This is a genomic window from Winogradskyella aurantiaca, assembly GCF_003362725.1.
In the GTDB taxonomy this organism is placed as follows: domain Bacteria; phylum Bacteroidota; class Bacteroidia; order Flavobacteriales; family Flavobacteriaceae; genus Winogradskyella_A; species Winogradskyella_A aurantiaca.
Genome location: NZ_QKTV01000001.1, coordinates 464,872 through 480,213, shown reverse-complemented (window position 1 = coordinate 480,213; position 15,342 = coordinate 464,872). Strand labels below are relative to the sequence as shown.

The following is a 15,342-nucleotide window of genomic DNA, read 5'->3' as shown; positions in this document are numbered from 1 at the left end:
AAGTGAAGCTACTCAGGATTCCTCTTGATCAAAAAGTGAAGGTATGCTTTAAGTCCTTGCCAAATAGACATCATACCCACAAAGTTGATTAAAAAAAGTTTAAAACCAAAATCCAATGTTAAACCACCAAAAACCATCACTTAATTCTGGGGATTTGGAATATTTAATCTCTATGGGCCCAATAAAGGTCTCCAAAGAGTATCCCACGGCAAAGCCAGTGTAGTCTGGCGTCGAAAACCACTCGCCAGTTCTAAAAATATCATCTTCAATATTGGCCATATTGATAGCTCCAATCAGATGATGCTTTTTAAAAAGTTCATAGTCAAAATTCAAAACAGCCTTAACAAAACTATTCCCTGTAATGGATAAGAAATCATATCCATAGAAACCATAAAAATTATTGACGAAATTCCTGGCATAACCTCCAAAGGCAAAGTCCAAAGAGTTTGTTGTGTTACTTCCCAGTTTAAATCCACCGGAAGTCTCAGCCAGTATCGAGAAGTCCCCTATAGAAAAAGCATAACCGAACTCAGCCTTGGCTATGGAAAAAGGCTGAAAATTAGTATTGAAATCTGAAGCTCTAATATACCAGTGGAAATCGCCTTTTAAATAGAATCCATTATTTGGGAAATACAAGTTATCTAGGGTGTCCAGGTTTAAAGTACCAAATACGCTTAGATAATCTGTATTTTCAAAAACAATCTCATTTTGATCTTGATCCTCACTGAGAAGTGTTTCGGTTTTAAACGTCAGGTGTTTGTGTTCCAAACCTAAACGAAGTGCAAAGTCCTTTACAAATAGTGTTTGCACATAAATTTGATTAGTCCAATCTCTAAAACGTGCGTCAATTTTATTGACCTCATTAAGAACTGAACTGTTACGTTCTACTACCAAATCAGCACTTAGATTGCGCTCAAACTGATTGTATCGTGATTTTATCCCTAAACTCAAATAAAACCCCTTATCCAGGAAGTAGTCAAAATCATACCTAATATTATCACCTAAACCAATATCAATTGAAGCAATATCATTATTAAACAACAATTTCTTTTTAGTGAGGTTAACCATTATTGCACTGCGATAGAGATCATCATAATGCAGACCTAATTTTATAAATGATCGCCCTTTAGATTCTCTAATGTTTAATTTTAATTGGTAACTGTCGGTACTAGGAAGGTATTCTAAATCATACCTAACAGTCTCAAAATTATTGGTAGCCACAAGATTAACAATACCCTCATTAATCTCATCAATGGTTACTCGTTCTTCTCGTTTTAGCTTTAACTTACCCAATAGATATGAATTGGTATAATCTTTATTTCCAGTGAAAGAAATATTACTAATCAAATACGTCTGGTCATTTTTGGTGTTTAGAGGCTTTTTGTCATAAGGAATACGTCGGGATAGTTTTTTTAATTCTGCGTAATTCTGAAGTGTTGCCTCCTCACCACTATCAATAATATCTCTCCCTTGAGAAAAAGAAATCACACTAAAATCTGTAATATCTGGTTTAATATAAATATCAGTCAACTTAGCCTTATCACGCATATCATTGATAGTTCTGAAGTTATTGATCTGCACCAGAATTTCAGTCGCCGAGCGCAAATCATTTCTGTCTCGAAGTCCATCCTGAACATCGGCGCCAATGATAATATCCATACCCTTCTCTCTAAGTAATTCGATCGGATAATTATTCGTGACCCCACCATCAATATATAACTGGTCACCTATCATTACTGGTTGAAACAATGACGGAAAAGCTCCACTTGCAGATACGGCCTCTGCCAATTTACCCTGGTCTAATACCACTGGTTTTCCAGTTTCTAAATTGGTAGCAATACAGAAAAAAGGAATTGGAAGCTCTTCAAAATCGGTTATACCATTAACCGGCAGCATAAGCTTATATAGCAGATTGTAAACGTTTTGCCCTCTTGAAATACCAGAAGGTAAGGATATCTTAAAATTATCAAAGGGCAAACTGGCAATATAACGCTCATCATTAGAACGCTCGTAGAGTGACTTTGAGGCTCTAGGATAATCATCGTTTATAAGTTTATCAAAATCTGTAACAGTAAATATTGAATCCAGTTGTTTCCCTGTATACCCTGCGGCATACAAGGATCCTATTATAGCCCCCATACTGGTGCCAGCAATATAATCCACCTTTACATCAAGACTGTCTAACACCTTAAGAACACCAATATGCGCGAAGCCCTTAGCTCCACCTCCGCTTAGGACTAGGCCTACTTTTGGCTCAGATTGTTCCTGACCTTGAAGCAACTGAAGTGAGAACACAAACCCGATTAATACCGAAACTATCAGTAGCTTATTCAATTGGATATGACTGGTTTTAATTGGCATTTTGTACGCCGTGATAGTGGTTATAAATTTTCTCAGCTTTGGACTTACCAACCACTTCTTCAAGTTCATCAAGTTTGGCGTTTCCAATACGTTTCACGCTCTTAAACGCTTTCATTAGTTGTACTATTGTTTGTTCACCAATGCCGTTAATCGATTCCAATTCTGTTGTTAAAGCTCCTTTACTGCGTTTATTTCTATGATGCTCAATTCCAAAACGGTGCGCTTCATTTCGCAATTGTTGAATAATCTTCAGTGTTTCACTTTTTTTATCTAAATAGAGAGGAATTGGATCATCGGGATAGAAAAGCTCTTCCAATCGTTTCGCAATGCCCAAAATGGCAATTTTACCGCGCAATCCAAGGCGATCCAAACTTTTAAGTGCCGATGATAACTGCCCTTTACCTCCATCAATAATTATTAATTGTGGAAGCGGCTCATCTTCCTCGAGCAACCTTCTGTATCGTCTATGAACGACTTCCTCCATGGAGGCAAAATCATCTGGCCCAACTACTGTTTTTATATTAAAATGTCGGTAATCTTTTTTACTTGGCTTTCCATTTTTAAATACCACACAGGCAGCCACAGGATTGGACCCTTGAATGTTGGAGTTGTCAAAGCATTCAATATGTCGTGGCTCTGTAGATAGTTTCAAATCCACTTTCATTTGAGCCATGATCCGATTGGAATGCCTGTCAGGATCTACAATTTTTATTTGTTTCAAACGGTCAAGTCTGTAATACTTAGCATTACGTTCAGATAGGTCTAAAATCTTTTTCTTGTCACCAAGTTTAGGAACCGTCACCTTTATACCTTCCCCCAACTCCAAATCAAAGGGCACATACACCTCTTTGGACTGTGAATGAAACCGCTGTCTGATCTCAGTAATTGCCAGGCTCAATAATTCAGCATCTGATTCCTTCAACTTTTTCTTAAGTTCCAATGTGTGAGATCTTATGATATTACCGTATGACAACTGAAGAAAATTTACATAGGCATAGGTTTCATCACTAATTATTGAGAAGACATCAACGTTGGATATTTTGGGATTAACCACTGTTGATTTGGCTTGATAATTCTCAAGTACATCCAACTTTTCTTTAATCTTTTGCGCTGACTCAAATTCCATGGCCTCAGCATGCGATTTCATTTGAGAACGAAATTGCTGTAAGGAATCTTTAAAATTACCTTTTAATATGGCACGAATGGCATCAACGTTGGCGTGATAGGAAGTCTCCGTCTCTAATCCCTCACAAGGCCCTTTACAATTCCCTAAATGATATTCTAAGCATACTTTGTACTTACCAGCTTCTACTTTTTCCTGACGCAAATCGTAATTACAAGTGCGTAATTGGTATAACCCCTTTACGAGATCCAGCAATGTTCTCACGGTCTTCATACTTGTATAGGGGCCAAAATATTCAGAGCCGTCCCTTATGACACGTCGTGTTGGAAACACCCGCGGAAATCGTTCGTTTTTTATACAAATCCAGGGATACGATTTATCATCTTTTAAAAGAACATTGTAACGGGGCTGATGCTTTTTAATGAGGTTGTTTTCAAGAAGCAGGGCATCCGTCTCTGTAGCAACCACAATATGCTTTATCGAAGCAATGTTTTTTACAAGGACTTTGGTCTTGCCATAATCGTGATGTTTGGTAAAATAACTACTCACCCGTTTTTTAATATCCTTCGCCTTTCCTACATAAATCAATTGATTATCAGAATTAAAATACTGATACACTCCGGGTTGGTGTGGTAGGGTTTTTATTTGGACATCAAGGGCGGATTCAGACATAAATCAAAGGTAAGAATAACTTTGAAAGCAACTGAAATTCAATGGATTTTCGCATTGCTAAAAGAATCTCTTAAATTAGCACATATGCTTTATTACCAACTTTTCCATTTTTCCTGTAAACGACCATGAATATTGTTATTCTCTCCAGGAACCAGAACTTATACTCCACACGCCGCTTGATTGAAGAAGGTGAAAATCGCGGTCATGAAGTTGAGGTTATTGACCCGTTGAAATGTGACATCATAATAGAGCGCGAAAAACCAACCATTTACTATAAAGATCGCTATCTGGATTATGTGGATGCCATTATCCCAAGAATAGGAGCCTCGGTTACTTTTTTTGGTTGTGCTGTGGTACGTCAGTTCGAAATGATGAATGTATTTACCACCGTATCTTCGGATGCCATTCTAAGATCTCGAGATAAACTGAGAAGTTTTCAGCGCCTTTCAAAAGCAGGAATAGGTATGCCAAAGACTGTTTTCACCAATTATTCAAGAGATATCGAGGAAGTACTACGCCATGTTGGTGGACCGCCTGTTGTTATAAAACTTCTTGAGGGTACCCAAGGCCTTGGCGTCGTTTTAGCCGAATCAAAAAATGCAGCAGAGTCCGTAATGGAAGCCTTTAGTGGTTTACAAGCTAAGGCTCTTGTTCAGGAATACATTGCCGAAGCTCAAGGAGCCGATTTGAGAGCTTTGATTGTTGATGGACAAGTTGTAGGTGCTATGAAACGCCAGAGTAAGGAAGGCGAATTTCGATCAAACCTGCATCGTGGTGGCACCTCTGAATATGTCCGCCTTTCGGAAGACGAATTAAAACTTGCCATAAAAGCAGCACGAGCGTTAAAACTACCTGTTTGTGGTGTAGATATGTTACAGTCCAAACGAGGACCGCTGATCATGGAGGTAAACTCTACGCCTGGTTTGGAAGGGATTGAGGGAGCCACAGGAAAAAATATTGCGCGGGCCATCATCACCTACGTAGAACGTAACCGAGGATAATATGAGTGAAAAAGATGTCCTAGAAATACTCGGTGAAGAAGTAGCTCTTGGTGAAAGTGCCATTGTTAACTTTGAAGTAGCTAAACTGCATACGCAAAATCAAATACGTGTTCCAATTATTATTGAACGATCTAGAATACCTGGACCTACGGTATTAATTACGGCCGGAATTCATGGAGACGAAGTTAACGGCGTTGAAATCGTAAGACAGCTGATTTCCAAGGGTATTAACAGACCAAGTCAGGGAACCATTATTTGCCTGCCGGTGATCAATGTTCTAGGGTTTATACATATGGATCGTGAATTCCCTGATGGGAGGGATCTAAATCGTGTTTTTCCAGGCAGCAAAAATGGCTCTTTAGCCAGTCGTGTAGCACACAAGCTAATGACGGAGGTAGTGCCATATGCAGACCTAATTATGGATTTCCATACAGGTGGATCTGACCGATTTAATGCAGCTCAAATTCGCATCGCCAATGGCAATAAGGATCTTAAGAAATTAGCCAATATCTTTGGAGCCCCCTTCATTGTCTATGCCAATAACATCAATAAATCATTTCGTCATGCCTGCGCTAAACTAGGCATCCCGATGCTCTTATTTGAGGGAGGAAAATCCTTTCATATTGACTCCAGTATTACCAACACAGGAGTTAATGGAGCCAAACGTGTTTTGAGTCATTTTGATATGCTTAGAAGCAAATTTAAAGTGTCCTCTCCCAAAAATACCGGTATTAAAATCATTAAAAGCAAATGGATTCGTGCTAACCACTCCGGTATGTTTAGACCAAAGGTGCGATTGCATACACAGGTAGAAAAAGGTGATGTTCTGGGCCACATTACAGACCCTTACGGTAGTTTTAATTTTATTGTTAAGGCTCCGAGTGAAGGCTATATATTTAATGTAAACGAGTCCCCAATCATCTATCAAGGGGATGCTATTTTTCATATTTCTACTGAACTAGAGGCATGACCAAAAACGAGCTCAGAAAAAAATACAAAAGCCTCAGACAAGCACTAAGTGAAGATCAAGTTGAGGATAATAGCCTTAATATTGCCAATCAGCTCCTAAATCTAGATATCTGGAATCACTCTTTCTACCACATTTTTTTGACGATTACCAATCAAAAAGAAGTGAACACGGACTATATTTTAAATATTCTGGCAGGTAAAGATAAGCACGCAGTTATTTCAAAGAGCAATTTTGAAGATTATAGCATGTCCCATTTTCTTTTATCTGATGATACCAGTTTAACAATCAATTCCTATGGCATTCCTGAACCAAGCAATGGCATCCCAATAGCTACGCAAATGATAGATGTGGTCTTGGTACCACTCCTAGCTTACGATACTAAAGGTAATCGCATTGGTTATGGCAAAGGATTTTATGATCGATTCTTAAATGAATGCCGTGGAAATGTTTTAAAAATTGGCCTGAGTTTTTTTGGGCCTGAGCAAGATGTTTTCGAGGTGGATCCAAACGATATACCTCTTGACATATGCGTTACACCTGACTCAGTTCTACGTTTTTAGACTGATTTTGCCTATAAAACCTTTGAACAAGGAAAAGTAGAATTAACCAAATTAATATGAAGGGAATTAATGATATGAAAGCCTGATCCCAATTTTTAAACTTCAAATTCGCAAAATTTATTATCATAAAGCCGACTAAAAAGATAATAGGCCTGAGCTTAAATTTCTTTTTTGATGGAATAGATAACAAGCTTATAATAGGAATTTGAATTGCTAATAGTACCAACAACAATAGAAATTCAAGGATACCTGCATTGCCTTGAACGAGTTCATAAATAATCCCTATTTCCATTAATCCATAAGGAATTAGCATTCCTTTTGAATCTCCCGTAAAATAAGGGATAAGTGTACTGATAAAAAGTACTATTATTAGTGTTCTAATAATGATTTTCATCTAAAGGCTTTCTTATTAAATATTAAAAGAACAAATATCCCCGAAGTAATAGCCATATCGGCCACATTGAAAACGGGATCAAAAAACGAGACATAACGCCCTCCAATAACTGGAAAGGATTCTGAAATGCGACCACTCCAAATAGGAAAATGGAGCATGTCAACCACCTTGCCATAAAACACTGTGGAGTATCCACCTCCTTCTGGAAAGGCCTGAGCAACCTCACCCAGGCTATCGCTAAAGATCATTCCGTAAAAAACCGAGTCAATAATATTCCCTAGAGCACCAGCAAATATGACAGCAATGGATAAAACCAAGAGTTTTGATTTATGGTTGATGATACTTGAATACAACCAAAGTGCAATTCCACAAACCGCTGTGATTCTGAAAAGGGTTAAAACCAACTTGGCTTTACCTTGTGAAATAAAGGGAATAATATCAGACAATCGGGTCCCCCAGGCCATGCCTTCATTTTCAATAAAAACAATGCGAAACCAAGGAAGTACTTCAACATCCTCAAACAACTGAAAATGCGTCTTAACATAAAGCTTTGAAGCTTGGTCTACGAGGAGTACCAAGACAATAAGTAGTAAAGAAGGTCTAAACTTCATATGAATTATTACTCCAGGGCTTCCACCCAAATATTACCGTTAATACTTTTTAAGGTGGCAGAACCATTTCCTTGAATTGAATTTGAGACCGTCACAACCCCATTACCGGACCTTGCTTCTACATTTACATTCTTTGTTTGAAGATGAATATTTCCATCTCTGGTTTCAACTTCAAGAAAGTCTACCAGGCCTTTAAACCGACAAAATCCCGTTTGTAAACTTGCTCTAAGTGTCTTGAAATTACCCTCTATTTCCAGGTTACCGACATCACTGACAACATCAACAATAAAGCCTTCTGGTAATTTCAATAGCATTTTAGCCGCAACTACCTTATGGGCATTTCGCTTATCATCTTCAATTATAGACAACTGCGACTGCCATAGACTAATGGTGTAAACGTTGTTTATCAGCTTAATATCAAACTGAAAGTGGTCGCCATATTCGCCGTCAACAATGGATACTAATTCAATAGTTTTACGAGCCTCAGTTTGAATTTCAATTTCAAAAACCTGATTTCCATTAATTCTTACCTGATTGTATTTACCAGGATCAATAGTTTTTTGCAATTGATTCTGAGCCCCAATTGAAAAGGAAAAAAAAAGGAGGCACAAAAAAACCTTGGAATACAACTTCCAAGGTTTCTTTAATATGTTCTCAAAGAACAAGTTCATTTACATGAGATGTTCTAGACTTTATTTCTGCATGTTTTTAGCCTCAATACTCAAAGTAGCATGCGGTACTAATTTCAAACGTTCTTTGTTGATGAGTTTACCAGTAACACGGCAAATACCATAGGTTTTATTCTCTATGCGTATTAATGCATTCTTTAAATCACGAATAAACTTTTCCTGTCGGATAGCAAGAGCCGAATTTGCCTCTTTACTCATAGTAGCACTCCCCTCTTCAAAGGCTTTAAAAGTAGGTGATGTGTCATCCGTTCCGTTATTATGATCATTCATATAAGCACTTTTAATTAATTCTAAGTCGTGCTCTGCCTTGTCAATTTTTTCTTGAATAAGTACTCTAAATTCCTCTAAATCTTTATCGGAATATCTGTTATTAGTATCTATTGCCATAATCTTAATGTTTTTGGATAAACAATCGGGTACTGACACCGTCGAAATCAATATCGATACCATTGTTTACCTGATCCATAATTTTTAAATCTTCGGTTAAGGTCTCTGATTTGATATACATCTCATTTGAAGCAATTGCTAACTCTACATTAGGGTCTTTTTGTAGTGCCACATCAATACGGTCAGTAACCTCAAATCCTGAATCTTTACGAAGGTTTTGAATGCGATTAACCAACTCTCTGGCTATTCCTTCGTTTCGTAAGTCATCGGTAATTGAAACATCCAGTGCTACAGTTAGAGCCCCTTCATTGGCTACCAGCCATCCTTCAATATCTTGAGATGTAATCTCTACATCCTCCAATCCCAAAGTAATATTTTTTCCGTTAATGTCAAGTTCCACGCTACCTTTTTGCTCTATTTTTTTGATGTCGTTTGCATCAAACTGATTTATAGCACTGGAAATCAATTTCATATCTTTTCCAAATCGAGGACCTAAGGCCTTAAAATTTGGTTTAATCTTTTTAACAAGAATGTCTGAGGCATCTTCTAAAAGCTCAATACTTTTTACGTTGACCTCGTGTTTTATTAAGTTAGAAACCGCTTCTATCTCTTGTTTTTGAAGTTCTGAATCCACTGGAATCATGATTTTCTGCAGCGGCTGTCTCACCTTAATCTTTTCTTTTGCCCTTAAGGACAATACCAATGACGCGATAGTCTGAGCGTTCTCCATTTTGCGCTCTAGGACCTTGTCTATTAAATTTTCATTAGCGACAGGAAAATCCGCTAAATGCACACTTTCAAAAGCATCTTTATCTGTAGCTTTTGTAAGATCCAAATACAAGCGATCCATAAAGAAGGGTGCAATTGGTGCTCCTAACTTTGCAAGGGTAACCATACAGGTATACAATGTCTGATAAGCCGATATTTTATCAGTCTCATAATCCCCTTTCCAAAAACGCCTTCTACTCAAACGCACATACCAGTTACTTAAATAATCTTGAGTAAAATCAGATATTGCTCTTGCGGCCTTGGTAGGTTCGTAATCTGCATAATAGGCATCAACCTTTTTTATTAAGGTATTCAATTCAGACAGAATCCAACGGTCCAATTCTGGTCGCTCATCATGCAGAATATCCACTTCTGCGTATGAAAAGGCATCAATATTGGTGTATAAACTGAAGAAGGAATAGGTATTGTAGAGCGTACCAAAGAATTTTCTACTCACCTCTTCTACTCCTTCTAGATCAAATTTTAGATTGTCCCAAGGATTGGCATTGCTAATCATATACCACCTAGTAGCATCTGCACCGTACTTATCAAGGGTTTCAAAAGGATCAACTGCATTCCCAAGACGCTTGGACATCTTTTGACCGTTCTTATCAAGAACCAAGCCATTAGAAACCACATTCTTATAAGCCACAGAATCAAAAACCATGGTTGCTATGGCGTGCAGGGTATAAAACCATCCTCGTGTTTGATCTACTCCCTCGGCTATAAAATTAGCTGGAAAGGCTTCTTTATTATCAATTAAATGAGCATTTTCAAAAGGGTAATGCCATTGTGCATAAGGCATGGAACCAGAATCGAACCAGACATCGATAAGGTCTGATTCTCGCTGCATAGCCTGACCGGACTCAGACACTAAGGTGATCTTATCAACCACATTTTTGTGAAGATCCACAAGGTCATAATTAGCTTCATCCATATTACCTACTTCAAAGTCAGCAATTGGATTACTGTCCATTAATCCAGCGGCAACCGCCCTATCAATTTCAGACTGTAACTCTTCTATTGAACCAATACACTTTTGTTGTTTTCCATCCTCTGTTCTCCAGATTGGTAGTGGTATTCCCCAAAATCTAGAACGGGATAAATTCCAGTCGTTAGCGTTGGCCAACCAATTTCCAAAACGACCTTCGCCAGTTGATTTTGGTTTCCAGTTAATGGTGTTGTTCAACTCAAACATGCGGTCTTTGACGTCAGTTACTTTTATAAACCAGGAATCCAATGGGTAATAAAGAATTGGTTTATCTGTTCTCCAACAGTTTGGATAGCTGTGCTTGTATTTTTCAACCTTAAAGGCCTTATTGTCTGTCTTAAGAACTATAGCTAATTCAACATCTACGGAACGCTTTGGAGCTTCACCATCGTTGTAGTACTCGTTCTTCACATATTTTCCACCTAAACCATCACCAACTTCTGGTCTAAAGCGTCCTTGAAGGTCTACTAATGGCACTAAGTTTCCATTCTTATCCTTGACCAACATAGGTGGTACTTCAGGGGTCACCTGCTTGGCAACAAAGGCATCATCGGCACCAAATGTTGGCGCCGTATGCACAATACCTGTACCATCTTCAGTGGTTACAAAATCACCTGAAATGACTCTGAAGGCATTTTCAGCATGGTCATTTGGCAATGTGTATTGTAAAAGTTGTTCGTAACGAATCTCAACTAAGTCCGAACCTTTAAATTCTTTTAATACTTTGAAAGGTATTTTCTTGTCCTCCTTGGTATAAGAGACTAATTGCTCATCTGATTCAGCTTCAAAATATTTTCCTGTAAATTGCTTGCTAACTAAGGCTTTGGCTAAAACAACCTTAATCGGTTCAAAGGTGTATTGATTGTAAGATTGCACCAATACATAGTCAATTTTTGGACCGACGGTTAAGGCCGTATTACTTGGCAAGGTCCAAGGAGTTGTCGTCCAGGCCAGAAAATGAATATCACCTTCATCCTTTAAAAACTCAGGTAGTGATGCTTCAACCGCTTTAAATTGAGCTGTTACGGTAGTATCCGTAACATCTTGATAGGTTCCTGGCTGGTTAAGCTCATGTGAACTAAGACCAGTTCCTGCCTTAGGAGAATACGGTTGAATGGTGTATCCTTTGTACAAGAGGTCCTTATCATAAATCTGCTTGAGTAACCACCATACACTTTCCATATACTTGGATTTGTAGGTGATATAAGGGTCATCCATATCTACCCAATAACCCATTTTTTGAGTCAAATCGTTCCAAATATCCGTGTAGCGCATTACGGCTTTTTTACAAGCCTCATTGTATTCTTCTACGGTGATCTTGGTGCCAATATCTTCTTTGGTAATGCCCAGCTCTTTTTCTACACCCAATTCAACAGGTAAGCCATGCGTATCCCAGCCAGCCTTGCGCTTCACCTGATACCCTTTCATGGTCTTGTACCTGGGAAAAATATCCTTAATGGCCCTTGCTAATACATGGTGCACCCCAGGAAGTCCATTTGCAGATGGGGGACCTTCAAAAAATACATAAGGCTCCTTGCCTTCTCTAGTACTGACACTTTTTTGAAAGATATCGTTGTCCTGCCAATAGCTCAGAATCTCTTCTGCAACTTTTGACAAGTTAAGTCCTTTATATTCAGGGAACTTTACACTCATTACTCGCAATTCTAATAAGGTTGCGAAATTAATGATTTTTAAGGAAATATTTTAGACTATTCTCTAGGACTTTAAAGCCTAACTAAATCTTGACTTAGGTCAGTCCCAGCCTAGGCTCTTTAGCCTTTCAATATCTTTATCTATCCAATCTTGATTAAGGCTATCTGAAGCATCCTTGTATTGAATACGAATTTCTTCCAGTTTATCATGCATTTGGGTCTGAACCTCAGCATATTCAGGAGTATCGTAGACATTATTCAATTCCTGAGGATCGGTTTGTAAATCATACAATTCCCAGGCTTCTACATTATAGTAAAAGCGTATGAGTTTGTAGCGCTCTGTCCGCACCCCATAATGACGTTTAACCATATGAATACCAGGGTATTCGTAGTAATGATAATACAGAGCGTCACGCCATTCCACAGTATCAGAATTTAATAAGGGTACCAGACTGCGACCTTGCATATCTTCTGGAATGGGCACACCGGCTACCTCTAAAACAGTAGGAGCAAAATCAATGTTCTGAACAAGATGCTTATCTGAACTCCCAGGTTTTATAAGCTTAGGATATCTCACTAACAACGGAGTCCTAAACGATTCTTCATACATAAACCGTTTATCAAACCAGCCGTGCTCCCCTAAATAAAAGCCTTGATCGGAGGTGTAAATAACCATGGTGTTTTCAGTTAAGCCTGAATTGTCCAACTCGTCCAAAACGCGACCAATATTTCTATCCACACTTGAAATAACACCCAGGTAATCTTCCATATAACGCTGGTATTTCCAAAGGGCCAGAGCTTGTCCCTTGGGGGCATTGGATTCAAATTCTTCATTAATTGGACCATAGACTTCTTGCCAGGCTTTTTGCTCCTCCTCAGACAGACGACTTAAACGCTCTAAGTAGGCTCCTTCATACCAATCTAAGAACTCGTTGTAATTAAGTTTTTCAAGAATATCCGGATGAATCTTATTATCGGCACTCAGGGCCATATGATCGGCAATCCGCATTTCGGCCTCCTTGGAAGCCGGGCTCTTGGTCTTATAATCATCAAAAAAGGATTCAGGCACTGGAATCTTTTGGTCTTTGAAAGCTCTTAAATCTTCCATACTTGGCCACCATTGCCTATGTGGTGCCTTGTGATTGTACATAAGCATGAAAGGTTTGGACTTATCCCGTTTATTTTTAAGATACTCTATGGCCTTATCAGTAATAACATCCGTAACATAGCCATCCTCCTTTATCTCACCATTTTCAGTCAGGAATTCTGGATCGTAATAATGCCCCTGGTCAGGAAGCACCTCCCAAAAATCAAACCCCTTAGGTTCTGATTTTAAATGCCACTTCCCATAAATGGCCGTTTCATAGCCACCTGTTTGAAGCAATTTTGGAAAGGTAACCATTGTCGTATCAAATACATCCAAATTATCGCGTACACTATTCAAATGACTCAATTTACCAGTAAGCGCCACAGCCCTACTGGGGGAGCATATAGAATTTGAGACATAAGCTTTTTCAAATAGCATCCCCTCTTTTGCTATGCGATCTATATTAGGCGTTTGGATCAAATGATCCTCATATGCACTTAAAGCCTGATACGCATGGTCATCTGTGATAATAAAGACAATATTAGGAGGTACATTGGTAGCACTATTTACCTTATCATCACTGTTGTTACAAGCCAACAATAATAAACATGCTAAGGAATAGAAATACTTCATTTATTGATTGTTTAGTTCAGTAATTAAAAATCCGTGAACTCCTAGATTAAACGAGAGAATTTAAAACTCTAAATCAAAAAACTAGTTAGATCTTCAACCTTCGTAATTAACTGCACCTTTATCGAACTATTTTTCAAAGAGATCTTATTGTATTTAGAAACGAAAATAGTTGAAAAACCAAGTTTTTCGGCCTCCTGAATACGTTGATCAACTCGTTGTACTGGACGTACTTCACCCGACAAACCCACCTCAGCCGCAAAACAAAAATCACTAGAAATGGGCACGTCTTCATTGGAAGATAAAATAGCCGCGACAACAGCCAAATCAATTGCAGGATCATCAACACTTATACCACCTGTAATATTTAAGAATACATCTTTTGCCCCCAATCTAAAGCCAGCACGTTTTTCTAAAACTGCTAATAGCATATTAAGGCGCTTTGCATTAAACCCGGTAGCCGATCGTTGAGGAGTGCCATAAACAGCTGTACTTACGAGGGCCTGAACTTCAATCATTAAGGGTCGCATGCCTTCCAGTGTAGCGGATATGGCATTTCCTGATAATTCTCCGTCTTTTTCTGAGATTAAAATTTCTGAGGGATTGCTAACCTGTCTGAGTCCGGATCCTAGCATCTCATAAATACCTAATTCATTGGTAGACCCGAAACGGTTTTTATGCGCCCTTAAAATTCTAAATACATGGTTCCTGTCCCCCTCAAACTGTAACACAGTATCGACCATATGCTCCAATATTTTTGGCCCTGCGATATGACCATCTTTGGTTATATGACCAATCAACAAAACTGGAGTTGCAGTTTCTTTTGCGAATTTGATCAACTCAGTTGTACATTCTTTAATCTGTGAAATACTTCCGGCTGATGATTCTATATAATCGCTATGAAGCGTTTGAATTGAGTCAATAACAACTATATCTGGCTCTAGATCTTCAACTTGCTTAAAGATATTTTGAGTTTTAGTTTCTGTGAGGATAAAGCAGTTCTCAGAATTTGGATCCACACGTTCTGCACGCATTTTTATCTGTTTCTGACTTTCTTCCCCAGAAACATACAGTGTTTTATAGGGAAGTTGTAATGCTATTTGAAGTAGCAAGGTGCTTTTTCCTATACCAGGTTCCCCACCTAAAAGTGTTAGTGATCCAGGAACCATTCCACCACCTAAAACACGATTAAACTCAGTATCCTGCATGTTTAATCGCGCCTCCTGAGTCACATCGATCTCATTGATACGTAGTGGCTTTGAAGTGCGTTGAGAAGTTGTTGACGAATTGGACTTCCAATCATTCTTTTGAGGTTTCTGAATAACCTCTTCAGCGATGGTATTCCATTGTTTACAAGAATTACATTGCCCTTGCCATTTGGCATACTGAGCACCACAGTTTTGACAATAGAAGGCAGTTTTGACTTTAGCCATAAATTCTAATCAG

Annotated in this window: 12 protein-coding genes; 3 read left to right on the top strand and 9 right to left on the bottom strand. The window is 38.5% G+C overall.

Annotation, left to right across the window (positions count from 1 at the left end; genetic code table 11):
• Positions 1-99: 99 nt before the first annotated feature.
• Positions 100-2,430, bottom strand: coding sequence for a patatin-like phospholipase family protein (locus tag DN064_RS02190; protein WP_232827346.1), 2,331 nt, complete (start codon positions 2,428-2,430; stop codon positions 100-102).
• Complete coding sequence (uvrC, locus tag DN064_RS02185) at positions 2,351-4,156, bottom strand: excinuclease ABC subunit UvrC (RefSeq protein ID WP_115460967.1); 1,806 nt, start codon at positions 4,154-4,156, stop codon at positions 2,351-2,353. Before uvrC ends, DN064_RS02190 begins: the two co-directional genes overlap by 80 nt.
• Positions 4,157-4,281: 125 nt before the next feature.
• On the opposite strand from uvrC, the gene rimK reads away from it, so the two are divergent.
• Genes rimK through DN064_RS02170 form a run of 3 tightly spaced genes read left to right on the top strand, consistent with a single transcriptional unit; the run spans position 4,282 to position 6,687 of the window.
• Entirely contained in the window at positions 4,282-5,157 is an 876-nt protein-coding gene (gene rimK, locus DN064_RS02180) for a 30S ribosomal protein S6--L-glutamate ligase (protein ID WP_115460966.1), read from the top strand.
• Position 5,158: 1 nt separating this feature from the next.
• Positions 5,159-6,127, top strand: coding sequence for a succinylglutamate desuccinylase/aspartoacylase family protein (locus tag DN064_RS02175; protein ID WP_115460965.1), 969 nt, complete (start codon positions 5,159-5,161; stop codon positions 6,125-6,127).
• Positions 6,124-6,687 carry a 5-formyltetrahydrofolate cyclo-ligase gene (locus DN064_RS02170; RefSeq protein WP_115460964.1) on the top strand — a complete coding sequence of 188 codons (564 nt, stop codon included), beginning with the start codon at positions 6,124-6,126 and terminating at the stop codon, positions 6,685-6,687. The genes DN064_RS02175 and DN064_RS02170 overlap by 4 nt, the downstream gene beginning before the upstream one ends.
• Here DN064_RS02170 and DN064_RS02165 read toward each other — a convergent pair.
• From DN064_RS02165 to radA, 7 genes are all read right to left on the bottom strand, one after another.
• Positions 6,659-7,081 carry a hypothetical protein gene (locus DN064_RS02165; RefSeq protein ID WP_115460963.1) on the bottom strand — a complete coding sequence of 141 codons (423 nt, stop codon included), beginning with the start codon at positions 7,079-7,081 and terminating at the stop codon, positions 6,659-6,661. The genes DN064_RS02170 and DN064_RS02165 overlap by 29 nt on opposite strands.
• Positions 7,078-7,692: a lipoprotein signal peptidase gene (locus tag DN064_RS02160; protein ID WP_115460962.1), complete on the bottom strand. Its 615-nt coding sequence runs from the start codon at positions 7,690-7,692 to the stop codon at positions 7,078-7,080. The genes DN064_RS02165 and DN064_RS02160 overlap by 4 nt, the downstream gene beginning before the upstream one ends.
• Positions 7,693-7,700: 8 nt before the next feature.
• Positions 7,701-8,363, bottom strand: a complete 663-nt coding sequence (locus tag DN064_RS02155) for a DUF4097 family beta strand repeat-containing protein (protein ID WP_157962205.1) — start codon at positions 8,361-8,363, stop codon at positions 7,701-7,703.
• A 21-nt stretch (positions 8,364-8,384) separates the two neighbouring features.
• Positions 8,385-8,768, bottom strand: a complete 384-nt coding sequence (locus DN064_RS02150; protein WP_115460960.1) for a TraR/DksA family transcriptional regulator — start codon at positions 8,766-8,768, stop codon at positions 8,385-8,387.
• A 4-nt stretch (positions 8,769-8,772) separates the two neighbouring features.
• The gene (ileS, locus tag DN064_RS02145) at positions 8,773-12,180 is read right to left on the bottom strand and encodes an isoleucine--tRNA ligase (protein ID WP_115460959.1); all 3,408 of its coding nucleotides are present in this window, start codon (positions 12,178-12,180) and stop codon (positions 8,773-8,775) included.
• A 99-nt stretch (positions 12,181-12,279) separates the two neighbouring features.
• Positions 12,280-13,899 (bottom strand): sulfatase family protein, encoded by a 1,620-nt coding sequence (locus DN064_RS02140; RefSeq protein ID WP_115460958.1) that lies wholly within the window; start codon positions 13,897-13,899, stop codon positions 12,280-12,282.
• Positions 13,900-13,967: 68 nt separating this feature from the next.
• A complete protein-coding gene (radA, locus tag DN064_RS02135; protein ID WP_115460957.1) occupies positions 13,968-15,329 on the bottom strand; it encodes a DNA repair protein RadA in 1,362 nt (453 codons plus the stop codon).
• Positions 15,330-15,342 lie beyond the last annotated feature (13 nt).

Coding starts and splice junctions, on each gene's coding strand:
- DN064_RS02190 (WP_232827346.1), bottom strand. CDS start 2,430: ATGAACTTGAAGAAGTGGTTGGTAAGTCCAAAGCTGAGAAAATTTATA.
- uvrC (WP_115460967.1), bottom strand. CDS start 4,156: ATGTCTGAATCCGCCCTTGATGTCCAAATAAAAACCCTACCACACCAA.
- rimK (WP_115460966.1), top strand. CDS start 4,282: ATGAATATTGTTATTCTCTCCAGGAACCAGAACTTATACTCCACACGC.
- DN064_RS02175 (WP_115460965.1), top strand. CDS start 5,159: ATGAGTGAAAAAGATGTCCTAGAAATACTCGGTGAAGAAGTAGCTCTT.
- DN064_RS02170 (WP_115460964.1), top strand. CDS start 6,124: ATGACCAAAAACGAGCTCAGAAAAAAATACAAAAGCCTCAGACAAGCA.
- DN064_RS02165 (WP_115460963.1), bottom strand. CDS start 7,081: ATGAAAATCATTATTAGAACACTAATAATAGTACTTTTTATCAGTACA.
- DN064_RS02160 (WP_115460962.1), bottom strand. CDS start 7,692: ATGAAGTTTAGACCTTCTTTACTACTTATTGTCTTGGTACTCCTCGTA.
- DN064_RS02155 (WP_157962205.1), bottom strand. CDS start 8,363: ATGAACTTGTTCTTTGAGAACATATTAAAGAAACCTTGGAAGTTGTAT.
- DN064_RS02150 (WP_115460960.1), bottom strand. CDS start 8,768: ATGGCAATAGATACTAATAACAGATATTCCGATAAAGATTTAGAGGAA.
- ileS (WP_115460959.1), bottom strand. CDS start 12,180: ATGAGTGTAAAGTTCCCTGAATATAAAGGACTTAACTTGTCAAAAGTT.
- DN064_RS02140 (WP_115460958.1), bottom strand. CDS start 13,899: ATGAAGTATTTCTATTCCTTAGCATGTTTATTATTGTTGGCTTGTAAC.
- radA (WP_115460957.1), bottom strand. CDS start 15,329: ATGGCTAAAGTCAAAACTGCCTTCTATTGTCAAAACTGTGGTGCTCAG.